A 21,118-nucleotide genomic window follows, 5' to 3' on the forward strand; every position below is an offset into this window, starting at 1 on the left:
CGCACGTGGCGAAGGTCCTGGTAACTGGTTCGGCCGGATTCATCGGTGGCTACCTCGTGGAGGAGCTGTTGGACCGGGGCCACGAGGTGGTGGGGGTGGACAACTTCTCCAAGTACGGCCCCGTGACGCACAGCTACGACGATCATCCCGGCTACCGCTTCGTCGAGGGTGACGCCCGCGACGTCGACCTGCTCACCGATCTGCTGGACGGTTGCGACCACCTGGTGGCCGGGGCGGCGATGATCGGCGGCATCTCCTACTTCCACGCGTACGCCTACGACCTGCTGGCCACCAATGAGCGGATCATGGCGGCGACCTGCGACGCGGCGATCCGGGCGCACCGGGAGGGGCAGTTGGCGAAGGTCACCTACCTCTCCTCGTCGATGGTCTACGAGTCGACCGAGCAGTGGCCGAGCCGGGAGGGCGACGAGCGGCGCGTCCCACCGCCGCTGTCGTCGTACGGGTTCCAGAAGCTGGCCGTGGAGTACTACGCCCGCGCCGCCTGGGAGCAGTACCAGGTGCCGTACACGATTGTCCGGCCGTTCAACTGTGTGGGCGTTGGCGAGGGGCGGGCGCTCGGCCAGGCCGAGGTGCTTTCGGGCAACGTCAAGCTGGCCATGTCGCACGTCGTTCCGGACCTGGTGCAGAAGATCGTCAAGGGGCAGGACCCGCTGCACATCCTGGGCGAGGGCAACCAGGTGCGGCACTACACGTACGGCGGCGACCTGGCTCGGGGGATCGCCACCGCGATCGAGCATCCGGCCGCCCGGAACGAGGACTTCAACCTCTCCACCGCGGAGTCGACCAGCGTGCTGGAGCTGGCCGAGCTGATCTGGCACAAGATCAAGGGGCCGGATGTGCCGTTCCGGTACGTCAGCGACGAGCCGTTCCGCTACGACGTGCAGAAGCGGGTGCCGGACGTCACCAAGTCCCGTGAGGTGCTCGGGTTCACCGCGACCACGTCGCTGGACGTGATGCTCGACGAGGTCGTTCCCTGGGTGACCCGTGCGGTCGCGGAGGGTCGCCTCTGACCGTCGTCCCGTTCCGTTCCATTTCCGCCCGTCCGGCCCGGTCTCGCCCCCGCGACCCGGGCCGGACGTGTGTCCGGCGACATGCATCCCATTCCCATGCAATGGACTGCATGAACTTGCAGTGCCGCGATCATGGCTGCTAACCTTCGTTGCATAGTCATGCGGAGGTGAGTATGGGAATCCGAGTCGCGGTCGCCGGAGCGAGCGGCTACGCCGGGGGCGAGCTGCTGCGCCTGGTCACCGGGCACCCGGAGTTCGACCTGGTCGCCGCCACCGCGCACCGCCAGGCCGGGCACCGCGTCGACGTGGTGCACCCGCAGCTCACCGGGCTCGACCTGGTGCTCGGCGAGACCGACCCGACGACGCTCATCGACGCGGACCTGGTCTTCCTGGCGCTGCCGCACGGCGAGTCGGCGGTGCTGGCCGCCCAGATCCCGCCGCACGTGCGGATCGTCGACCTGGGGGCGGACCACCGGCTCGCCGACGCGTACCACTGGGCCCAGTACTACGGCGGCCCGTACGCCGGCCAGTGGACCTACGGCCTGCCCGAGCTGCCCGGCCAGCGGGAGCTGATCGCCGCCTCCACCCGCGTGGCGAACACCGGCTGTTACGCCGCCGCGATCACCCTGGCGCTCGCGCCGCTGATCGCGGCCGGTGCGGCCAACCCCGCCGACGTCGTGGTGGTCGCCGCGTCCGGCACCTCGGGCGCCGGACGGGCGGCCAAGCCGCACCTGCTGGCCAGCGAGGTGATGGGGGACCTGTCGCCGTACCGGGTCGGCACCCACCAGCACGTGCCGGAGATCAAGCAGGCGTCCGGGGCGACCGGTCTGTCGCTCACCCCGGTCCTGGCGCCGATGCCACGCGGCATCCTGGCCACGGTCACCGCGGCGCCGACGCACGGCGTCGACCCGCAGCACGTGCTGGCGCAGGCGTACGCGGACGCGCCGTTCGTGCACGTGCTGCCAGAGGGCAGGTGGCCGCACACCGCGGCCACGCTGGGCTCGAACTCCTGCCACCTGCAGGCAACCGTCGACGTGGACTCCGGCCGCCTGATCGTGCTCAGCGCGCTGGACAACCTCGGCAAGGGCGCCGCCGGTCAGGCCGTCCAGAACGCCAACCTGATGTTCGGCCTGCCGGAGACCACCGGCCTGTCGGTCTGGGGGGTCACCCCGTGAGCGCGAGGAGTGCAGCGCAGCGAAGCCCCGCAGTCGCGAACGAAAGGCCAGCACCGTGAGCGTCACCACCCCACGGGGGTTCCGGGCCGCCGGCGTGGCCGCCGGCCTCAAGGCCAGCGGTGGCACCGACATCGCGCTGGTGGTCAACGACGGCCCGGACGCCGGCGTCGCCGGTGTCTTCACCACCAACCGGATCAAGGCCGCGCCGGTGCTCTGGACCCAGCAGGTCGTGCACGGCGGCGTGGTCCGCGCGGTCGTGCTCAACTCCGGTGGCGCCAACGCCTGCACCGGCCCGGCCGGCTTCCAGGACACCCACGCCACCGCCGAGCACACCGCCGCCGCGCTGACCTCGGTCAGCCCGCGGCTGATACTCGGCGCGGGGGAGGTGGCGGTCTGCTCCACGGGGCTGATCGGTGAGCGACTCCCGATGCCGAAGCTGCTGCCCGGCGTCCGCTCGGCGATCCGGGGGTTGTCCCGCGACGGCGGCACCGCCGCCGCCGAGGCCATCATGACCACGGACACCCGATCGAAGACCACGGTGGCCCGGGGCAGCGGCTGGACGGTCGGCGGAATGGCCAAGGGCGCCGGGATGCTCGCGCCGGGGATGGCCACCATGCTCTGCGTCCTGACCACCGACGCGGTGGCCGGGCCAGCGATGCTGGACGAGGTGCTGCGCGCGGCCACCCGGGTCAGCTTCGACCGGGTCGACTCCGACGGCTGCATGTCGACCAACGACACGGTGCTCCTGCTGTCCAGCGGCGCGAGCGGCATCGAGCCGACGCCGGCCGAGCTGGCCGCCGCGGTCACCGCGGCCTGCCACGACCTGGCCCAGCAGCTGGTCGCCGACGCCGAGGGCGCCACCAAGCAGATCGCCATCGACGTGGTCGGCGCCGCCGACGAGGACGACGCGGTCGAGGTGGGCCGCACGGTGGCCCGCAACAACCTGGTCAAGACCGCGCTGTTCGGCAACGACCCGAACTGGGGGCGGATCCTCGCCGCGGTCGGCACCACCACCGCCGCGTTCGAGCCGGACGGGGTGGACGTGGCCGTCAACGGGGTGTGGGTGTGCCGGGGCGGCGGCGCCGCCGAGGACCGCTCGAAGGTCGACCTGACCGGGCGGGACGTGACCATCCGGATCGACCTGCACGCCGGCACGTCGGCCGCGACGATCTGGACCAACGACCTGTCCCACGCGTACGTGCACGAGAACTCGGCGTACTCCACATGAGCCTGAGCACCGACCTCACCCGCGCCCAGGTCAAGGCGGAGACGCTGATCGAGGCGCTGCCCTGGCTGGCACGCTTCTCCGGCTCCACGGTGGTGGTCAAGTACGGCGGCAACGCCATGACCGACCCCGAGTTGCAGCGGGCGTTCGCCGCCGACATGGTCTTCCTGCGGTACGCCGGTCTCAAGCCGGTGGTGGTGCACGGCGGCGGCCCGCAGATCTCCGCCATGCTGGGCCGGCTCGGCATCGCCAGCGAGTTCCGTGGCGGCCTGCGGGTGACCACCGCCGAGGCGATGGACGTGGTCCGGATGGTGCTGGTCGGGCAGGTGGGCCGGGAACTGGTCGGGCTGATCAACTCACACGGGCCCTTCGCCGTCGGCCTCTCCGGCGAGGATGCCCGGCTGTTCACCGCGGTGCGCCGCCCGGCGTACGTGGACGGGCTGCCGGTCGACGTCGGCCAGGTCGGCGACGTCGAGTCGGTGGACGTGTCGGCGGTGACCGACCTGATCACGGCCGGCCGGATCCCGGTGATCTCCACGGTCGCGCCGGACGCCGACGGGGTGCTGCACAACCTCAACGCGGACACCGCCGCCGCCGCGCTGGCCGTCGCGTTGCAGGCCCGCAAGCTGGTCGTCCTCACCGACGTGGCCGGCCTGTACGCCGACTGGCCGGACACCACCAGCCTGGTCTCCGAGATCGCCGCGGACGACCTCGCCACGCTGCTGCCCAGCCTCGAGTCGGGAATGGTGCCGAAGATGGAGGCCTGCCTGCGGGCGGTGCGCGGGGGAGTCCCCGCCGCGCACGTCGTCGACGGTCGGGTGGCGCACTCCACGTTGCTCGAGGTGTTCACCTCGGAAGGGTTCGGAACGATGGTCGTGAGCGCGAGGAGTGAGCTTGCGAGCCCCGCAGTCGCGAACAAGGAAGGCTCGGTTCCGTCATGAGTACGCTCGTACAGCGTTGGTCGCAGTCCATGATGGACAACTACGGCACGCCGCCGATGGCGCTGGTTTCCGGCGCCGGCGCCGTCGTGGTCGACGACGCCGGCCGGGAGTACCTCGACCTGGTGGGCGGGATCGCGGTGAACGCCCTCGGCCACGCCCACCCGGCCGTGGTGGCCGCCGTCTCGAAGCAGGTCGCCACCCTCGGGCACGTCTCCAACCTCTACGTGGCCGAGCCGCCGGTCGCGCTGGCCGAGCTGCTGCTGGCGCTCGCCGGCCGGCCCGGCCGGGTCTTCTTCGCCAACTCCGGCGCGGAGGCGAACGAGGCGGCGTTCAAGCTCTCCCGGCGCACCGGCCGCAGCCACGTGGTGGCCACGCGGGGCGGGTTCCACGGCCGGACCATGGGGGCTCTCGCGCTGACCGGCCAGCCAGCCAAGGCCGACCCGTTCCGGCCGCTGCCCGGTGAGGTGACCCACGTCGACTACGGCGACGTCGCCGCCCTCGAGGCCGCGGTCACCGACGCGACCGCCATGGTGATCCTGGAGCCGATCCAGGGTGAGAACGGCGTGGTCGTACCGCCGGCCGGTTACCTCGCCGCCGCGCGGCGGATCACCGCACGACACGGGGCACTGCTGGTGCTCGACGAGGTGCAGACCGGCATCGGCCGTACCGGGCACTGGTTCGCCCATCAGGCCGAGGGCGTGGAGCCGGACGTGGTCACCCTGGCCAAGGGGCTGGGCGGCGGGCTGCCCCTCGGCGCCACGCTGGCGTTCGGCCGGGCCGCCGATCTGCTCACCCCCGGCTCGCACGGCACCACCTTCGGCGGCAACCCAGTCAGCTGCGCCGCCGCGCTCGCCGTGGTGGCGACCATCGCCAACGAGGGGTTGCTCGATCACGTGAAGAGGGTCGGCGAGCGGCTGCGCAGCGGGATCGAGACACTGGGTCACCCGCTGGTGGCCGGTGTGCGCGGCGCCGGCCTGCTGCTCGGTGTGGCGCTCACCGCGCCGGTGGCGAAGGTGCTCAGCGAGGCGCTGCGCGAGGCCGGCTTCCTGGTCAACCCGGTGCAGCCGGGCGTGGTCCGGCTGGCCCCGCCGCTGATCCTCACGACCGCCCAGGCGGACGCCTTCCTCGCCGCGCTACCCGCCGCCCTGGCCGCGGCGGCTCCGGCAGCCGCCGGCAGCGCAGATCTTGGAGCGAAAGCGCCCCTGCAGGGGTCGGCATCTTCCAAGATCTCGACGCCGACCACGACCACGACGGGGACGACCGCATGAGCCGGCATTTTCTGCGCGACGACGATCTCTCGCCCGCCGAGCAGTCCACCGTGCTCGACCTGGCGGCGCGGATGAAAGCGGACCGGTTCGGCCATCGGCCGCTGTCCGGGCCGCGCTCGGTGGCGGTGCTCTTCGACAAGCAGAGCCTGCGCACCCGGATCTCGTTCGACGTCGGGATCGCCGAGTTGGGCGGGCACCCGCTCGTGGTGGACACCCAGGTCACCCACTTCGGCCGGGGCGAGTCGCTGGCCGACGCCGGGCGGGTGCTGTCCCGTTACGTCGCGGCCATCGTGCTGCGCACCCACGGCGACGACCGGATCGCCGAGGTGGCGGCGGGCGCGAGCGTGCCGGTGATCAACGCGCTCACCGACGGTTTCCACCCCTGCCAGCTGCTGGCCGACCTGCTCACCGTGCGCGAGCGGTGCGGCGGCACGGCCGGCCGCACCCTGACCTACGTGGGGGACGGCGCGAACAACATGGCGCAGTCGTACCTGCTGGCCGGGGCGACCGCCGGGATGCACGTGCGGGTCGCCGGGCCGGCCGGCTTCGCACCGGATCCGACCGTGGTGAGCCGGGCGGCGGAGATCGCCGCCGGCACCGGCGGGTCGGTGCGGGTGCTGACCGATCCGGCCCAGGCGGTACGCGACGCCGACGTGGTGGCCACCGACGCCTGGACCTCGATGGGGCAGGAGGACGACGGGCTGGACCGGATCACCCCGTTCCTGCCCTACCAGGTCAACAAGGAGCTGCTCGGCCAGGCCGCGCCGGAAGCGATCGTGCTGCACTGCCTGCCCGCGCACCGCGGCGAGGAGATCACCGACGAGGTGCTCGACGGTCCGCAGAGCGCGGTCTTCGATCAGGCGGAGAACCGGCTGCACGCCCAGAAGGCGCTGCTGGCGTTCCTGGTGGGCGCCGGGGCCGCGACGATCGGGGAGCCCCGGTGACCGCCCCGCTGACCCGCGCCGCGCGGCACGCCCGAATCGTGGAGCTGATCCGTGACAAGGCCGTCCGCTCGCAGACCGAGCTGGCCGACCTGCTCGCCGCCGACGGCGTCGGAGTCACCCAGGCCACCCTCTCCCGGGATCTGGAGGAGCTGGGCGCGGTCAAGGTGCGCGGCGGCGACGGGCCGGCGGTCTACCTGATCCCCGAGGACGGCCACCGGCCGCTGCGCGACGCCGAGGCGGCCCCCGCCCGGCTGGTGCGGCTGCTGCGCGAGCTGCTCAACGGGGTCGACTCCAGCGGCAACATCGCCGTGCTGCGTACCCCGCCGGGCGCAGCCCAGTACCTGGCCAGCGCGTTGGACCGAGCGGGCCTGCCCGAGATCGTCGGCACCATCGCCGGCGACGACACCATCCTCGTCGTGGCCCGCGAGGCCGTCGGCGGGGCCGCACTCGGCGAGAAGCTCGCCGGCTGGGCCCGCAGGGAAGACAACGTTGAAGGGAGCACGACACCATGACCGAGCGGGTCGTCCTGGCATACTCCGGAGGTCTCGACACCTCCGTCGCCATTCCTTACCTGGCCGAGCAGACCGGCGCCGAGGTGATCGCGGTGGCGGTCGACGTCGGGCAGGGCGGTGAGGACCTCGACGCCATCCGGCAGCGTGCGCTGGACTGCGGCGCCGCCGAGTCGGAGGTGGTCGACGCGCGCGACGAGTTCGCCGCCGACTACTGCCTGCCGGCCATCCGGGCGAACGCCCTCTACATGGACCGCTACCCGCTGGTATCGGCGCTGTCCCGGCCGCTGATCGTCAAGCACCTGGTGGCCGCGGCGCGCAAGCACGGCGGGACGATCGTCTCGCACGGCTGCACCGGCAAGGGCAACGACCAGGTCCGGTTCGAGGTCGGCCTGAACGCGCTCGCGCCCGACCTGAAGATCATTGCGCCGGCCCGGGATTTCGCCTGGACCCGGGACAAGGCGATCGCGTTCGCCGAGGAGAAGGGGCTGCCGATCGACGTGTCGGCCAAGTCTCCGTACTCCATCGACCAGAACCTGTGGGGCCGCGCGGTGGAGACCGGCTTCCTGGAGGACATCTGGAACGCGCCGATCGAGGACCTCTACTCGTACACCTCCGACCCGGCGCAGGACCGCGACGCCGACGAGGTCGTGATCACCTTCGACGGCGGCGTGCCGGTCGCCATCGACGGTGAGACGGTCACCCCGTACCAGGCGATCCTGGAGCTGAACCGGCGCGCCGGCGCGCAGGGTGTGGGCCGGCTCGACATGGTCGAGGACCGGCTGGTCGGCATCAAGAGCCGCGAGGTGTACGAGGCTCCCGGCGCGATCGCGCTGATCACCGCCCACCAGGAGCTGGAGGCGGTCACCGTGGAGCGGGACCTGGCCCGGTTCAAGCGGGGCGTCGACCAGCGCTGGGGTGAGCTGGTCTACGACGGCCTGTGGTTCTCGCCGCTGAAGGACTCGCTGGACGCCTTCATCGACGACGCGCAGCGGCACGTCAGCGGCGAGGTGCGGATGACCCTGCACGGCGGTCGGGCCACCGTCACCGGTCGGCGCTCCGAGGCGAGCCTCTACGACTTCGGGATGGCCACCTACGACACCGGCGACACCTTCGACCAGTCCCTGGCGAAGGGTTTCGTGCAGCTGTGGGGCCTGCCGAGCCGGATGGCCGCCGCGCGGAACGCCCGGCTGGGCGACTCCGGCCAGTGAGCCCCACAATGGGCGGCGTGGACGACAAGAGCCTGACCGAGAACAGCGCCGCCACCAACCGGACGAGCCTGTGGGGTGGCCGGTTCGCCGGCGGTCCCGCCGAGGCGCTCGCCCGGCTGTCGGTGAGCGTGCAGTTCGACTGGCGCCTGGCCCCGTACGACATCGCCGGTTCCCGGGCGCACGCGCGGGTCCTGGCGGGCGCCGGCCTGCTCGACCCCGAGGAGCTGGGCCGGATCCTGGCGGCCCTGGACGACCTGGAGGCCGCCTGCGCGTCCGGGTCGTTCCGGCCCACCGTTGACGACGAAGACGTGCACACCGCGCTGGAGCGCGGGCTCCTGGAGCGGCTGGGCAGCCTCGGGGGCAAGCTGCGCGCCGGCCGGTCCCGCAACGACCAGGTCGCCACGGACCTGCGGCTCTACCTGCGCGACCACGCCCGGGGTGTGGCCAGCCGGCTGGTGGAGCTGGCCGAGGCGCTGGTCGAGCAGGCCGAGCGGCACGTCGACACCGCCGCGCCCGGCATGACCCACCTTCAGCACGCCCAGCCGGTCACCTTCGGGCACTGGCTGCTCGCCCACGTACAGCCGCTGCTGCGCGACCTGGAGCGGCTGCGCGACTGGGACCACCGCGCGGCGATCAGTCCGCTCGGCGCCGGCGCGCTGGCCGGCTCCGGGCTGCCGCTGGACCCGGTGGCGGTGGCGAAGGAGCTCGGCTTCCGCACGTCGTTCGCCAACTCGATGGACGCCGTCGCCGACCGGGACTTCGTCGCCGAGTTCCTCTTCACCACCGCCATGATCGGGGTGCACCTGTCCCGGCTCGGCGAGGAGGTGGTGCTCTGGACCTCGCACGAGTTCGGCTGGGTGGAGTTGGACGACGCGTTCGCGACCGGTTCGTCGATCATGCCGCAGAAGAAGAACGCGGACATCGCCGAGCTGGCCCGGGGCAAGTCCGGTCGGCTGGTCGGCGGGCTGATGACCGTGCTGACCATGCTCAAGGGTCTGCCGATGACCTACGACCGGGACATGCAGGAGGACAAGGAGCCGGCCTTCGACGCGGTCGACACGCTGGAACTGCTGCTCCCGGCCCTGGCGGGAATGATCTCCACGATGACGGTCCACGTGGACCGTCTGGTGGCCGCCGCGCCGGTCGGCTTCTCGCTGGCCACCGAGGTGGCCGACTGGCTCGTCCGCAAGGGCGTGCCGTTCCGTGACGCGCACGAGATCACCGGACGTCTGGTGGCGCTCTGCGCTGTCCGGGACTGCGAGCTGGAGGAGGTCTCCGACGCCGATCTGGCCGCGGTCAGCGACCACCTCGACCCGTCGGTGCGCGACGTGCTCTCGGTCCGTTCGGCCCTCGCGGCCCGGACCACCCCCGGCTCGACCGGCCCCGGGCCGGTCGCCGACCAGCTCGCCGCCGCCGCGGACCGGCTGGTCGGCTGGCGGGAGTGGGCCACCGAGCGGGTCGTCCCGCGCTGATCTCGCCGTGGCGCCGGAGCTGCCCGCTTCCGGCGCCGCGGCCGGCTCAGGCCGTCGGGTGCTCCCGCTTCGGAAGCTTGGCGACGACCATGTCGTACGACGCGTCGACGGCCTCGGAGAGCTCCTCCTCGTCGATCCCGCCGTCCAGGCGCAGCGTGTTCCACCCGGACCGGCCGATGTAGGCCATCACCCGGGCGTCGTCGGGGTGCCGGTGCAGCCACTCGTCGGCCACCTCGCGGGTCGGGCCGCACTTCACGCCGATGGTCGGGTTGCCGTCCCCGTTGCCGAGGAACGCGAAGATCCGGCTGCCCACCTTCACCACCTCGTCGCCCTCCCACGGCCGGTCCAGCCACGCTCCCGGCTTGGCAAGGCAGTACGCCAGCATCTCCGCGCGCTCCATGGTGCCTCCTCCCGGAATCGTCGTGCGCACAGTCTGCCCGCCCGGCCGCTGGTCGGCGCGCGCCGTGCCGGTCGGGTCGCCACCTCTGAGGGGTGGCGGGGTCAGCCGGTCTGGTCGGCCGAGCGGGCGGCGACCCGCTCGTAACGCTGCCGGGCGGCCTGCGCGCTGCCCAGGCCCAGCCCGTACGCGATGGCCTGCCAGGTCAGCCCTCGGTCGCGGGCCAGCGTCAACAGGCCGGCCTCCAGGGCGTCCAGCTCCGCGCGGACGTGCGGCAGCAGGGTCAGCGCGGCGGTGAGGTCGGCGCCGTCGACCGGCTCCTCCGTGGGCTCGCGCTCGGCCCCGCCCGCGGCCAGCGCGGTGACCAGGGCCACCGCCTCCCACGGATCCAGCACGTACGGGTGGGCCCAACGCCCTCGTCGGGCTTCGGTGCCGGCGTGCCGCTCGCTGATCCGTTGCAGCGCCTCGTGGGTGCGGTGGGTGCGGGCGCGGGCCGGGTCCGGCGCGGTGAACGGGTCGTTCGTCGTCATACCCCGATCACAACCCATCAACGAGGCCTTGTCAACAGATTGTTGAAAGACCTGCGCCCGGCTGCGGCGACCGGGCGGTGGGCTGGGTACCGTCGGGCCATGGACCTGCTGCCCGGTGACCGTGACGCCGACCTGGCGACGCTGGCGGATCTGCTCGCCGGCCCGCTGCTGCCGGCCGCGCGCGGGCTGCTCGGCTGTCTGCTGCACGCCGGCGGGGTCACCGTCCGGATCACCGAGGTCGAGGCGTACGCCGGCACGGCCGGGGACCCGGCCTCACACGCGTACCGCGGGCGCACCCCGCGCAACGCCGTGATGTTCGGGCCGGCCGGGCACACCTACGTCTACTTCACCTACGGCATGCACTGGTGCATGAACGTGGTCACCGGGGTCGAGGGGGAGGCCGCCGCGGTGCTGCTGCGCGCCGGCGCGGTGGTCGACGGGCTGGACACGGCACGGGCCCGCCGACCGGCCGTACGTCGGGACGTGGACCTGGCCCGGGGGCCGGCTCGGCTCTGCGCCACGCTCGGCATCGACCGCGCCGCGTACGGCGGGTACCTGCTCGGCGACGGGCCGGTCCGGTTGCGCCCTCCGGCGGGACCGGTGCCGGCGGAGGCGGTCGCCGCCGGTCCACGGGTCGGCGTGACCGGAGCGCACGACCTGCCGTGGCGGTTCTGGCTGGACGGCGACCCGACGGTCAGCGCGTACCGCCGGCACGTGCCCCGCGCCCGGCGCTGAGCGACCACGGCGTGTGCCCTGGCGAATCTGTCGGGGGGTGTGGCCATAATCACCGCACCTGCTCACCGACGGTTCGGAGGACGTCATGGCAACGCTGCTCGCGATCGGCACGGCCAAGGGATTGTTTCTCGCCACCAGCGCCGACGACCGGCGCAGTTGGGAGATCACCGGCCCACACTTCCCGATGACCGGCGTCTACGCGGTCGCGGTCGACACCCGCCGCCCCACCCCGCGGCTGCTCGCCGGGGTGACCAGCTCACACTTCGGGCCCAGCGTGGCCACCAGCGACGACCTCGGCGCCTCGTGGGACGAGCCCGACCAGGCCCCGGTCGCCTTCCCGGCCGACACGGGCGCGACCCTCGGGCGGGTCTGGCAGCTGATGCCGGCCGGCCCCGACGAGCCGGACGTGGTCTGGGCCGGCACCGAGCCCTCGGCGCTGTTCCGGTCCACCGACGGTGGCCGCAGCTTCGAGCTGGTCCGGTCGCTCTGGGACCATCCGCACCGCCCTGAGTGGGGGGCCGGCTTCGGCGGCCAGGCCGTGCACACCGTGCTGCCCCACCCGCGTGACCCGGCTCGGCTGCTGGTCGCGATGTCCACCGGCGGGGTCTACCGCTCGGAGGACGCCGGGGCGAGCTGGGCGCCGGGCAACACCGGCATCCGCGCCTACTTCATGCCCGACGAGTGGCCGGAGTTCGGCCAGTGTGTCCACAAGGTCGCGCGGGACGCCGGCAACCCCGAGCGGCTATACGCGCAGAACCACCACGGCGTCTACCGCTCCGACGACGACGGCCGCACCTGGTCCTCGATCGCCGACGGGCTCCCCAGCGACTTCGGCTTCGCGATGGTGTCCCACCCCGGGCGTGCCGGGACGGTGTGGACGTTCCCGCTGGTAGCCGACAGCGAGCGGTTCCCCACCGACCACCGCTGCCGGGTGTTCCGCTCCGCGGACGCCGGTGGCAAGTGGGAGCCGCTGTCGGTGGGGCTGCCCGAGGGCCCGTTCTACCCGGCGGTGCTGCGCGACGCGATGTGCGCCGACGACGCCACCCCGGGCGGGGTCTACTTCGGCACCCGCTCCGGCGAGGTCTACGCGAGTCGCGACGAGGGCGACTCCTGGTCGTTGGTGGCGGCGCACCTGCCCGACGTGCTCAGCGTCCGGGCCGCGGCGGTGTGAGGTGGTCACCGTGCTGCTGCCCGGTCCGCTGCGCGGCGAGGCCGGCGGCGCCAGCCGGTTGAGCGTCACCGCGGCCGGGACGCTGGGGGCGGTCCTCGACGAACTGGCCGCCGACCACCCGCGGCTGGCCCGGCGAATCCGCGACGAGCGCGGCGAGTTGCGTCGCTACGTCAACGTCTACGTCGACGGGGAGGATTGCCGGCACTCCGGCGGGCTGGCCACCCCGGTCGGCGATGACGCCGAGGTGCAGGTGCTGCCCTCGGTCGCCGGCGGCTGAGCCGGCCGGGCGGCGGTCAGGTCAGGTCGTAGTCGAGCAGGCAGGCGTGGCCGCCGTCCGGGCCACCGATGATCTGCCCGCCGCCGCGCAGGCCACGCAGCTCGCCGGTGCCCGAGTCCGGCACCACGGTCCAGGCCAGGCGGCGACGGCGACGGCTTGGCCCTGGCCTGGACCGTGGTGCAGCACGAAACCGCCGACCCGGCCGGCGAGCGAGCCGGTCAACCGCTCGAACCCCACGTACGCCGCCGACGTCTCCACCGGCGTGCGGCACATCAGGATCCGAGTGCGGCTGGTGGCCCCCCCGGCGCGTTCGGTCATGCCGTCCCCGAGTGACTGACACCTTCCGTCACGTTCCGGGCGGCGTGACCGGCCGCGGACGTGACCGGCGCCACCGGGGAACCGTCCGCCAGCGGAATAGTTGCGCCGTCAAATAAGTTGTGCGCAATGTTCGGGTACCACGACGGACCCGGTAGTCACGCGAGGAGCTGGTCATGCAGTTCGGAGTCTTTACCGTCGGCGACGTCACGGTCGACCCGACCACCGGTCGGGAGCCGACCGAGCATGAGCGGATCAAGGCGATGGTCGCCATCGCGTTGAAGGCCGAAGAGGTCGGTCTGGACGTCTTCGCCACCGGCGAGCACCACAACCCGCCGTTCGTGCCCTCGTCGCCGACCACCATGCTCGGTTACATCGCGGCGCGTACCGAGCGGCTGCTGCTGTCGACCGCGACGACGCTGATCACGACGAACGACCCGGTGAAGATCGCCGAGGACTACGCGATGCTCCAGCACCTCGCCGACGGCCGGGTGGACCTGATGATGGGCCGTGGCAACACCGGCCCGGTCTACCCGTGGTTCGGCAAGGACATCCGCGCCGGCATTCCGCTGGCGATCGAGAACTACGACCTGCTGCGCCGGCTGTGGCGCGAGGACGTGGTCGACTGGAAGGGGCGCCATCGCACTCCGCTGCAGTCGTTCACCTCGACGCCGCGCCCGCTCGACGGGGTGCCCCCGTTCGTCTGGCACGGCTCGATCCGCAGCCCGGAGATCGCCGAGCAGGCCGCGTACTACGGTGACGGCTTCTTCGCCAACCACATCTTCTGGCCCAAGGAGCACACCCAGCGGATGATCGAGCTCTACCGCGAGCGGTACGCGCACTACGGCCACGGCTCCGCCGACCAGGCCATCGTCGGCCTCGGCGGGCAGGTGTTCATGCGGCGCAACTCGCAGGACGCGGTCCGGGAGTTCCGTCCGTACTTCGACAACGCCCCGGTCTACGGCCACGGGCCGTCGATGGAGGAGTTCACCCGGGAGACCCCGCTGACCGTGGGCAGCCCGCAGCAGGTCATCGACCGCACGCTGGGCTTCCGGGAGTACGTCGGCGACTATCAGCGGCAGCTGTTCCTGATGGACCACGCCGGGCTGCCCCTCAAGACGGTCCTGGAGCAGCTCGACCTGCTCGGCGAGGAGGTCGTGCCGGTGCTGCGCAAGGAGTTCGCCGCGCTGCGTCCGGCGCACGTGCCGGAGGCGCCCACGCACGCGTCGCTGGTCGCCACGGCGGGCGGCGCCAAGGACAAAACCGTCCACGCCGTCGACGACGTGACGGGCAAGGCGCCGGAGGTGGCGCGATGACCCACCGCACCCTGGCCGTGGTCTCCGCGGGGCTGAGCCAGCCCTCGTCGACCCGGCTGCTCGCCGACCAGCTCGCCGCGGCCACCCGCGACGAGTTGGTCCGGCGCGGCTCCGAGGTGGAGCTGCGCGTCGTCGACCTGCGGGAGTACGCCCACGACGTGGTGAACAACATGCTCACCGGTTTCCCGCCGACCGCACTGCGCGGGGCCATCGACGCGGTGACCGGTGCTGACGGGATCATCGCCGTGACCCCGATCTTCAGCGCGTCGTACAACGGGTTGTTCAAGTCCTTCTTCGACGTGCTGGACGCCGAGTCGCTGGTCGACCGGCCGGTGTTGATCGGGGCCACCGGCGGCACCGCCCGGCACTCGTTGGCGCTGGAGCACGCCGTCCGCCCGATGTTCAGCTACCTGCGGGCGGTCGTGGTCCCCACGGCGGTCTTCGCCGCCCCGGAGGACTGGTCCGACGGCACCGCCGACGGCGCGCTGCGGGCCCGGATCAGACGTGCGGCCGGGGAGTTGGCCGACCAGGTCGAGCGTCGACTACCGGCCACCGGCCCGGCCGACCCGTTCGCTCTCACCACCGACTTCCTGCAGATGCTCGGCCGGGCCGACGACGCCCCGGTCACCCCGCCCGGTCGTACGGGTGCGCCACCAGCGCCGGGCAGTGCGCGTGCTGGATCGCCGCCTGGCTGACCGAGCCGAGCAGCATTCCGATGAATCCGTGCCGGCCCCGGGTGCCCACGACCAGCAGCGACGCGGTGCCGCTCGCCTCGATGAGCCCCTGGGCCGGCCCGGCCGCCCGGACCGGATGTTCTCGCACCAGCAGGCCAGGATGCTCCGCCCGAACGGTGAGGGAGGCGTCGGCCAGCAGCCGCACCGCCTCGGCCTGGTACGCGGCCTGAGACTCCTCCACCCCGTCCGGCACCGACCGGTCGCCGGCCGCCGGGCTGACATGCACCAGCACCAGCGGGACCTCGCGACGTGCCGCCTCGTCGGCGCCGTACCCCACCGCGAGCCGGGACGACTCCGACCCGTCCACGCCGACCAGCACCGGCGCGTCCATCGGGATCGGCTGCTCATCCGGGCGCACGACCAGCACCGGGCAGTGCGCGTGCGCGGCCACCTGCGCGCCGACCGACCCGAGCAGCAGGCCGGCGAACCCGCCAATCCCTCGGCTGCCCACCACCACGAGCTCGGCCCGGCGGGATTCCTCGACCATCGTCGCGCCGGGGCCGCCGGCGATCTGGCGCACCTCGACGGTGAGGCCGGGCCAGCGGTCGGTCAGGTCGGCCGCCGTCCGCTCCAACATCTTCTGCGCCTCCTCGGAGGGCGCCGGCACCCCGAGGTCGTACGGGTTGAGCGGCACGCCGTACCCGAGTGGGTGCAGGTAGCCGTGCACCAGAAGCAGCGGCCGGGCCCGGAGCAGGGCGGCGCGGGCCGCGTGCTCGGCGGCGACGAGGCTGGACGGCGATCCGTCCACACCCACCACGACAGGTCGGTTCATCGGCACTCCCAGGGTCGGTCAGGTCATTGTCGACCGCGCACCACCGCCGCGGTGCCGGGACGCGCCGTCTGGCCGGCGCAGGACGCGGTGTCACGCCCGGTCCGGCGTGGGTCCGCGCCGGCCGGGAAGGGGCCGGCGCGGACGAGGGAACAGCGGAAGGATCCCGCCTCGTCCCACCCTCCCGCCGCGGAATCACGCACGGCAGAGGCGTTGCGCCCGTGGGGCCCGGGACCAATGGCCCTCGCGCGGTGTACCCGAAAGGAGTCGGATGGAGCAGGGACCGATCGCCGCGACGGAAGGGACCGCACCATGACCCCACTGGATCTGCTCCGGGAGCATCCCTTCCTGGCCGGCCTGCCGCAGGAGTGGCTGCCGAGACTCACCGGGTACGCCCGACCGGTGGTGTGGCACCCCGGGCACCGGGTGTTCCGCGCCGGACAGCCGGCCGAACGGTTCTGGCTGATCTCCGGTGGAGAGGTGGCGCTGGACTTCCCGGTGCCCGGTCGGGGCGACGTCGGCATCGAGCCCATCGGCGCGGGCGGAGTGCTCGGCTGGTCCTGGATCTTCCCGCCGTACCGGTGGCAGTTCGGCGCGGTCGCGGTGCGCCGCACCACGACGCTCGAGTTCGCGGCTGAGGGTGTTCGGCGGCTGATCGAATCCGATGATGCCCTGGCTCGGCAGGTCACCCTCCGGTTCATGGCCGTCGTGGTGGACCGCCTCCAGGCGTCGCGGGGCCGGCTGCTGGAGCTGTACGGCTACCCGAGTCAGTAGACGCACCGGTCCGCAGGTACCCCCGCCGGACGGTACGGTCGGCGGGCCGGAGGTCCCGCCGCGTACCCTCGGCCGATGACCTCCGACGTGCAGCTGCGCCCGGTCCGCGAGGACGACCTCGTCGAGTTCTTCCTGCACCAGCAGGATCCGGAGGCCAACCGGATGGCCGCGTTCGGCCCCGTCGACCCGTCCGACCACCGCGAGTTCGCCCGGCACTGGGCGCGGGTGCTCACCGACCCGGCGAACCGGGTCCGCACCGTCGAGGTCGCCGGCGAGGTGGTCGGCCACGTCACCGCCTTCCCGGTGGGTGACCGCACCGAGGTCAGCTACTGGATCGACCCGACCCGCTGGGGTCGGGGTTACGCCACCGCAGCCCTGGCCGCCCTGCTGCGCGAGCTGCCCCGGCCGGTGTGGGCCCGCGCCGCCAAGGACAACGCCGCGTCGCTCGCGGTGCTCCGCAAGTGCGGCTTCGTGGTGGTCGGCGAGGACTCGGGGTACGCCAACGGCCGCGGCGCCGAGGTCGCGGAGTGGCTGCTGGAGCTGCCCGCCGACGCCCCTGAGCAGGGTGGGCACTAAGGCGTGTTGCATAAGCCGGTCAGAGCCACTCGGTGATGATCGTGATGTCCGGCTGGCCCGGGTCCAGGTCGGCGCATCGGCGGATGAGCTTGGGGCTACTGAGCCCGGTCATCGAGTCGCACAGCGCCGGGTCGGCGTCAACGAGGACGGCTTTGAGCTGGTTGATGGCCTGCGCTCGTGATTTGGTGGCCGAGGCTTTGGCCAGCTTGAACAGCCGTATCCGCTCGACATGGCCGTCGCCTGCCTTGGCGAGGGCGGTAGCTCTGCCGGAAAGGACTGCTCGAGCTGCTGTTTCGGCATCGATGGCGTCGGTCTTGCCGCGGCGGCGCCGGGCCTCGGTGAGGCCTGCGCCCTGCCGCGTCAGCTCCCGATAGGTCCGGCCTGTATCCGGCGGTGGTGGGAAGCGTCTGACGTCCGGTGTCGGGCAGGCTGGCGAACAGGTGTGGGTGCGGCGGGGTGCCGCACAGGTCGAGCGCGAGGGCCTTCAGTCGCCGCGATGCTACTTGCGCACGAGCATCGAAAAGCGAGATCATCACGCATGCTCGACCCCTCGCCCGAGGACGACCGGGCTTCACCGACGGTTTCTACGCCGGATTTCGTGGGTCGTGATCGGGAGCTGGCGGCGCTCAGGGCCGCCTTGGCCCGGCCACCGGCGATCGTGCTGGTAGAGGGCGAGGCGGGGATCGGGAAGAGCCGACTGCTGCGAGAGTGGTTGGCCGCGCCGGACCAGCGCACTGCCTTGGTCTCGGTGTGCCCACCGCTTCGCGAGTCGCTGACGTTGGGGCCGATCGTCGACGCGTTCCGTGGGATCGACCGCCCGGTGTCGCGATTGCGGCTCACCGAGCTTGCGGGTGCGTTACGGCCCCTGTTCCCTGAATGGTCCTCGGACCTGCCGCCCGCACTGCCGCCCTTGGACGATGCGAAGGCGGCACGGCATCGCCTGTTCCGCGCCCTGGACGAGCTGCTGCGGGCCCTGCGTGTCGACGTTCTCGTGCTCGAGGACGCGCACTGGGCCGACGAGGTGACCTTGGAGTTCCTGCTGTTCGTCACCTCCCGACAGCAATCGGACGGGCCGAGCCTCGTGATCTCCTATCGGCCGGAGGAGGTGGACGTCGGATCGCTGTTGCTGCGGCTGACGTCCCGGTTGCCTGCTGGCGTGACCCAGCTGAGGATCGCCCTGGCGCCGATGCGACCCAACGACACGGCAGCGCTGGTGTCCTCGATGTTGGACGGCAACCCGATATCGCAGGAGTTCACGACGTTCATGCACGAGCGGACCGGTGGCGTTCCTCTGGCGCTGGAGGAGTCGGTTCGCCTCATGTGCGACCGCGCCGACCTGGTCTTCCGCGACGGACAGTGGGTCCGGCTGAAGCTGCGCGAGCTACAGGTGCCGCCAACGGTGCGCGACTCCACCCGGGAGCGGGTGGGCCGTCTGTCGCCGACGGCGCAGCAGGTGTTGCGAGCGGCGGCGACGTTGGCTGAGCGGACATCGGTGGCCACGATCGCGGTGACCGCCGGTCTGTCACCAGCTGCGTGTCGCGGCGCTATCGCGGAGTCGGCCAGCGCCGGCGTCCTGGACGGAGACGACCGCGGCCAGTGGCGATTCCGGCATGTGCTGGCCGCCACGGCTGTCTACGAAGCGATCCCGTTGACCGACCGCAGACACTTCCACCTGCTGGCCGGCCGGGCCTTGGAGGACATCCATCCGCCGCCTGTCGCACGCCTTGCCCACCACTTCCGTGAGGCGGGCGAGACGCAGTCCTGGGCGCGGTACGCCGAGCAGGGTGCCGAGCTGGCCATGGCCTCGGGTGACCACACCAAGGCGGTCGACTTGCTGGTCGATCTGTTGTCGTGGGCCGTGTTGCCGCCGACGGATCGGGCACGAGTCGCGCGCATCGCCGGAGTTGCCGCACTGGGCCGTCGTGAACCGGTCGACGAGGTCTACCACCGCGTGATCCGTACCTTGCGCTCGGTGCTGGAGACCCCCGGTCTCTCCGCCCGCCAGCAGGCCGAGATCCGCAACCCCCTGGGTCGGCTCCTGATCACCGGGGGTGAGGCGCAGGCCGCACTCAGCGAGCTCGAGCAAGCGGTGGCCAACCTCGACCATGACCCGGTCGAGGCGGCTCGGGCAATGACCTATCTAGGATGGGCCTATGCGGGACCGTGGCCGGCGTCGACCCATCGGCGTTGGCTGGATCGCGCCGCTGAGCTGACCGCCGAATTCGATTCTCCCGCAGAGCGGCTGAACCTGGCCGGCAACCAAGCCGCTGCATTGCTCATGCTCGGCGACGAGGAGGCCTGGGACGTCGTCGCTGACCTGCCCATCGACGGCGCGACCTCGGCGGAGCGTCTCGACGTGGCCCGCATCCACGCAAATGTCGGGACCGGCGCACTGATCTGGGGTCGGTACGCCGACGCGGAAAAACACCTCGCCGTGGCCATGCGCCTTGCCGAGGCCGAGCAGGCGTTCCGGCTGCAACACAACGTCCGACTCGAACAGGCCAACCTGGCGTGGCTCACCGGCCGGTGGGAGGGTCTCGCGGAGCGAAGCGCGGCACTCGCCGATGCCGACCGAGACCGGCCGGCGTACTACCTCGGCAGCATTCGCCTCGCGGCCCGGCTGGCAGCCGCAGCCGGACGGCGGCGCGCTGCGGAGGAGCAGTTCCGGCTGGTCCTCGAGGAGTCTGCCCGTCTCGGCGCAGCCGACGACACGATGGAGGCCGCCGCTGCGCTGGCCAGACTGTGGCTGACGGACGGAAACAGCGGCCGGGCGCTGCAGATCACGAACGAGCCGATGGACACCGTCCGGAGAAAAGGCATCTGGGTCTGGGCCACGGACCTCGTCCCCGCCCGGATTGAGGCGCACCTCGCCGCGGGCGACCTGAAGGCCGCTGCACGCCTGGGCGACCAGTTCGCCAGAGGACTGCGTGGCCGTACGGCGCCTGCGCCTCGCGCCGCCCTCACCGTATGCCGTGCTCTGCTGTTCGCCGCAGCCGGAGACCACGCCCGCGCGGCGACGGCATACGACCGGGCGGCGCGCGCCTGGAACGCGTTGCCGCGCCCCTACGACGCCATGCTCGCCCGCGAGCGTCAAGCCGAGGCACTCGTGGCGCAAGGCCAGATCGAACAGGGCCGAGAGCTGCTGGCCGCACAGTACGAGCAACTGTTCAGGCTCGGAGCCCGCGGCGATGCGGACCGTGTCGCACAGCGGCTTCGCGAACACGGCGCCGAGGTCCCGCGATTGTGGCGCGGCGGTCGACGGGGGTACGGCGACCGGCTCTCACCTCGTGAGCTCGACGTGGTCCGACTGGTTGTCGCCGGCATGACCAACCGGGAGATCAGCCGGATTCTGGCCAAGTCACCGGCCACGGTGGATCAACAGCTGCGTGCGGCGATGCGCAAGTTGAAGGTGACCTCCCGGACCGCGCTCGCGGTCAAGGCAGTGGAGGCCGGAGTGTTCGCAGAAGAGGACTCCCTCGACGACCCGTCGTGAAAATTGACGTATCCACTGGATAGCGACGGACACTCGTCCCCCCCGAGCATGACTCCATGATCCATAGCCCTACGGCAATGCATGCCTGAGCGACCTGTCGCGCGTGACGACTCCGCCATCGAGCACCAGCCACCACCCGAGCTGTCCCGCGAGCCGCGCGTCAGCGCCCCCGACGCCCCCGACGCCGACGGTGCCGACGGTGCCGACGACCACAAGAACCACGACCCCTATCAACCCCTGTAGGTCAAAGGACCC

At 72.3% G+C, this 21,118-nt stretch carries 22 protein-coding genes and 2 pseudogenes; 18 read left to right on the forward strand and 6 right to left on the reverse strand.

Features of this window, described 5'->3' with window-relative positions:
- The first annotated feature begins 5 nt into the window (after positions 1-5).
- The 9 genes from ACWD6N_RS14865 to argH all read left to right on the forward strand — a co-directional run bounded on the left by ACWD6N_RS14865 (position 6) and on the right by argH (position 9,776).
- On the forward strand, positions 6-1,031 hold the full coding sequence (locus ACWD6N_RS14865) for an NAD-dependent epimerase/dehydratase family protein (protein WP_354964265.1): 1,026 nt from the start codon (positions 6-8) through the stop codon (positions 1,029-1,031).
- 173 nt (positions 1,032-1,204) lie between these two features.
- The gene (argC, locus tag ACWD6N_RS14870; RefSeq protein ID WP_354964266.1) at positions 1,205-2,206 is read left to right on the forward strand and encodes an N-acetyl-gamma-glutamyl-phosphate reductase; all 1,002 of its coding nucleotides are present in this window, start codon (positions 1,205-1,207) and stop codon (positions 2,204-2,206) included.
- A 55-nt stretch (positions 2,207-2,261) separates the two neighbouring features.
- Positions 2,262-3,434, forward strand: coding sequence for a bifunctional glutamate N-acetyltransferase/amino-acid acetyltransferase ArgJ (gene argJ / locus ACWD6N_RS14875; protein WP_354964267.1), 1,173 nt, complete (start codon positions 2,262-2,264; stop codon positions 3,432-3,434).
- Positions 3,431-4,372 carry an acetylglutamate kinase gene (gene argB / locus ACWD6N_RS14880; RefSeq protein ID WP_354964268.1) on the forward strand — a complete coding sequence of 314 codons (942 nt, stop codon included), beginning with the start codon at positions 3,431-3,433 and terminating at the stop codon, positions 4,370-4,372. The genes argJ and argB overlap by 4 nt, the downstream gene beginning before the upstream one ends.
- Entirely contained in the window at positions 4,369-5,640 is a 1,272-nt protein-coding gene (locus ACWD6N_RS14885) for an acetylornithine transaminase (protein WP_354964269.1), read from the forward strand. Before argB ends, ACWD6N_RS14885 begins: the two co-directional genes overlap by 4 nt.
- A complete protein-coding gene (gene argF, locus ACWD6N_RS14890) occupies positions 5,637-6,584 on the forward strand; it encodes an ornithine carbamoyltransferase (protein WP_387325637.1) in 948 nt (315 codons plus the stop codon). Before ACWD6N_RS14885 ends, argF begins: the two co-directional genes overlap by 4 nt.
- On the forward strand, positions 6,581-7,096 hold the full coding sequence (locus ACWD6N_RS14895; RefSeq protein WP_074318603.1) for an arginine repressor: 516 nt from the start codon (positions 6,581-6,583) through the stop codon (positions 7,094-7,096). The genes argF and ACWD6N_RS14895 overlap by 4 nt, the downstream gene beginning before the upstream one ends.
- Complete coding sequence (locus tag ACWD6N_RS14900; RefSeq protein ID WP_387325634.1) at positions 7,093-8,304, forward strand: argininosuccinate synthase; 1,212 nt, start codon at positions 7,093-7,095, stop codon at positions 8,302-8,304. Before ACWD6N_RS14895 ends, ACWD6N_RS14900 begins: the two co-directional genes overlap by 4 nt.
- A gap of 8 nt (positions 8,305-8,312) precedes the next feature.
- On the forward strand, positions 8,313-9,776 hold the full coding sequence (argH, locus tag ACWD6N_RS14905) for an argininosuccinate lyase (RefSeq protein ID WP_354964272.1): 1,464 nt from the start codon (positions 8,313-8,315) through the stop codon (positions 9,774-9,776).
- Between the two features lie 46 nt (positions 9,777-9,822).
- Here argH and ACWD6N_RS14910 read toward each other — a convergent pair whose 3' ends face one another.
- Together ACWD6N_RS14910 and ACWD6N_RS14915 are read right to left on the reverse strand one after the other, a co-directional pair.
- Complete coding sequence (locus ACWD6N_RS14910) at positions 9,823-10,176, reverse strand: MmcQ/YjbR family DNA-binding protein (RefSeq protein WP_354964273.1); 354 nt, start codon at positions 10,174-10,176, stop codon at positions 9,823-9,825.
- Positions 10,177-10,277: 101 nt separating this feature from the next.
- On the reverse strand, positions 10,278-10,703 hold the full coding sequence (locus ACWD6N_RS14915; RefSeq protein WP_354964274.1) for a DNA-binding protein: 426 nt from the start codon (positions 10,701-10,703) through the stop codon (positions 10,278-10,280).
- A 99-nt stretch (positions 10,704-10,802) separates the two neighbouring features.
- Here ACWD6N_RS14915 and ACWD6N_RS14920 point away from each other — a divergent pair, with 99 nt between their 5' ends.
- The 3 genes from ACWD6N_RS14920 to ACWD6N_RS14930 all read left to right on the forward strand — a co-directional run bounded on the left by ACWD6N_RS14920 (position 10,803) and on the right by ACWD6N_RS14930 (position 12,886).
- Positions 10,803-11,438, forward strand: a complete 636-nt coding sequence (locus ACWD6N_RS14920) for a DNA-3-methyladenine glycosylase (protein ID WP_354964275.1) — start codon at positions 10,803-10,805, stop codon at positions 11,436-11,438.
- Positions 11,439-11,523: 85 nt separating this feature from the next.
- Complete coding sequence (locus ACWD6N_RS14925; RefSeq protein WP_354964276.1) at positions 11,524-12,609, forward strand: WD40/YVTN/BNR-like repeat-containing protein; 1,086 nt, start codon at positions 11,524-11,526, stop codon at positions 12,607-12,609.
- Between the two features lie 10 nt (positions 12,610-12,619).
- Positions 12,620-12,886, forward strand: coding sequence for a ubiquitin-like small modifier protein 1 (locus ACWD6N_RS14930; protein ID WP_354964277.1), 267 nt, complete (start codon positions 12,620-12,622; stop codon positions 12,884-12,886).
- Between the two features lie 16 nt (positions 12,887-12,902).
- Here the strand turns inward: ACWD6N_RS14930 and ACWD6N_RS14935 are convergent, their stop codons facing one another.
- Positions 12,903-13,025, reverse strand: coding sequence for a DUF3224 domain-containing protein (locus ACWD6N_RS14935; RefSeq protein ID WP_354964340.1), 123 nt, complete (start codon positions 13,023-13,025; stop codon positions 12,903-12,905).
- A 47-nt stretch (positions 13,026-13,072) separates the two neighbouring features.
- A pseudogene (locus ACWD6N_RS14940) lies at positions 13,073-13,204 on the reverse strand (DUF3224 domain-containing protein); the annotation flags it as partial.
- Positions 13,205-13,377: 173 nt separating this feature from the next.
- Here ACWD6N_RS14940 and ACWD6N_RS14945 point away from each other — a divergent pair.
- A complete protein-coding gene (locus ACWD6N_RS14945) occupies positions 13,378-14,517 on the forward strand; it encodes an LLM class flavin-dependent oxidoreductase (RefSeq protein ID WP_354964278.1) in 1,140 nt (379 codons plus the stop codon).
- Entirely contained in the window at positions 14,514-15,212 is a 699-nt protein-coding gene (locus ACWD6N_RS14950; protein ID WP_387325627.1) for an FMN reductase, read from the forward strand. Before ACWD6N_RS14945 ends, ACWD6N_RS14950 begins: the two co-directional genes overlap by 4 nt.
- Here the strand turns inward: ACWD6N_RS14950 and ACWD6N_RS14955 are convergent.
- Positions 15,142-16,023 (reverse strand): universal stress protein, encoded by an 882-nt coding sequence (locus tag ACWD6N_RS14955; RefSeq protein ID WP_450004917.1) that lies wholly within the window; start codon positions 16,021-16,023, stop codon positions 15,142-15,144. The genes ACWD6N_RS14950 and ACWD6N_RS14955 overlap by 71 nt on opposite strands.
- 309 nt (positions 16,024-16,332) lie before the next feature.
- Between ACWD6N_RS14955 and ACWD6N_RS14960 the strand changes: the two genes are divergently transcribed.
- Positions 16,333-16,794 carry a cyclic nucleotide-binding domain-containing protein gene (locus tag ACWD6N_RS14960; protein ID WP_354964281.1) on the forward strand — a complete coding sequence of 154 codons (462 nt, stop codon included), beginning with the start codon at positions 16,333-16,335 and terminating at the stop codon, positions 16,792-16,794.
- A 75-nt stretch (positions 16,795-16,869) separates the two neighbouring features.
- Positions 16,870-17,370: a GNAT family N-acetyltransferase gene (locus tag ACWD6N_RS14965; protein ID WP_354964282.1), complete on the forward strand. Its 501-nt coding sequence runs from the start codon at positions 16,870-16,872 to the stop codon at positions 17,368-17,370.
- Positions 17,371-17,566: 196 nt separating this feature from the next.
- Here ACWD6N_RS14965 and ACWD6N_RS14970 read toward each other — a convergent pair.
- Positions 17,567-17,734 (reverse strand): annotated as a pseudogene (locus ACWD6N_RS14970) (hypothetical protein); the annotation flags it as partial.
- Between the two features lie 174 nt (positions 17,735-17,908).
- Here ACWD6N_RS14970 and ACWD6N_RS14975 point away from each other — a divergent pair.
- On the forward strand, positions 17,909-20,863 hold the full coding sequence (locus ACWD6N_RS14975; protein ID WP_354964283.1) for an ATP-binding protein: 2,955 nt from the start codon (positions 17,909-17,911) through the stop codon (positions 20,861-20,863).
- 81 nt (positions 20,864-20,944) lie between these two features.
- On the forward strand, positions 20,945-21,106 hold the full coding sequence (locus tag ACWD6N_RS14980) for a hypothetical protein (RefSeq protein WP_354964284.1): 162 nt from the start codon (positions 20,945-20,947) through the stop codon (positions 21,104-21,106).
- The last annotated feature ends 12 nt before the right edge of the window (positions 21,107-21,118 follow it).

Source organism: Micromonospora sp. NPDC005163 (genome assembly GCF_053599835.1).

Excerpts from the sequence above, each read along its gene's own strand:
- argC (WP_354964266.1), top strand. The coding sequence starts at position 1,205 with ATGGGAATCCGAGTCGCGGTCGCCGGAGCGAGCGGCTACGCCGGGGGC.
- argH (WP_354964272.1), top strand. The coding sequence starts at position 8,313 with ATGGGCGGCGTGGACGACAAGAGCCTGACCGAGAACAGCGCCGCCACC.
- ACWD6N_RS14975 (WP_354964283.1), top strand. The coding sequence starts at position 17,909 with ATGCTCGACCCCTCGCCCGAGGACGACCGGGCTTCACCGACGGTTTCT.
- ACWD6N_RS14885 (WP_354964269.1), top strand. The coding sequence starts at position 4,369 with ATGAGTACGCTCGTACAGCGTTGGTCGCAGTCCATGATGGACAACTAC.
- ACWD6N_RS14910 (WP_354964273.1), bottom strand. The coding sequence starts at position 10,176 with ATGGAGCGCGCGGAGATGCTGGCGTACTGCCTTGCCAAGCCGGGAGCG.
- ACWD6N_RS14960 (WP_354964281.1), top strand. The coding sequence starts at position 16,333 with ATGACCCCACTGGATCTGCTCCGGGAGCATCCCTTCCTGGCCGGCCTG.
- ACWD6N_RS14920 (WP_354964275.1), top strand. The coding sequence starts at position 10,803 with ATGGACCTGCTGCCCGGTGACCGTGACGCCGACCTGGCGACGCTGGCG.
- ACWD6N_RS14925 (WP_354964276.1), top strand. The coding sequence starts at position 11,524 with ATGGCAACGCTGCTCGCGATCGGCACGGCCAAGGGATTGTTTCTCGCC.
- ACWD6N_RS14980 (WP_354964284.1), top strand. The coding sequence starts at position 20,945 with ATGCCTGAGCGACCTGTCGCGCGTGACGACTCCGCCATCGAGCACCAG.
- argF (WP_387325637.1), top strand. The coding sequence starts at position 5,637 with ATGAGCCGGCATTTTCTGCGCGACGACGATCTCTCGCCCGCCGAGCAG.
- ACWD6N_RS14950 (WP_387325627.1), top strand. The coding sequence starts at position 14,514 with ATGACCCACCGCACCCTGGCCGTGGTCTCCGCGGGGCTGAGCCAGCCC.
- ACWD6N_RS14900 (WP_387325634.1), top strand. The coding sequence starts at position 7,093 with ATGACCGAGCGGGTCGTCCTGGCATACTCCGGAGGTCTCGACACCTCC.
- ACWD6N_RS14955 (WP_450004917.1), bottom strand. The coding sequence starts at position 16,023 with ATGAACCGACCTGTCGTGGTGGGTGTGGACGGATCGCCGTCCAGCCTC.
- ACWD6N_RS14915 (WP_354964274.1), bottom strand. The coding sequence starts at position 10,703 with ATGACGACGAACGACCCGTTCACCGCGCCGGACCCGGCCCGCGCCCGC.
- ACWD6N_RS14945 (WP_354964278.1), top strand. The coding sequence starts at position 13,378 with ATGCAGTTCGGAGTCTTTACCGTCGGCGACGTCACGGTCGACCCGACC.
- ACWD6N_RS14965 (WP_354964282.1), top strand. The coding sequence starts at position 16,870 with ATGACCTCCGACGTGCAGCTGCGCCCGGTCCGCGAGGACGACCTCGTC.
- argB (WP_354964268.1), top strand. The coding sequence starts at position 3,431 with ATGAGCCTGAGCACCGACCTCACCCGCGCCCAGGTCAAGGCGGAGACG.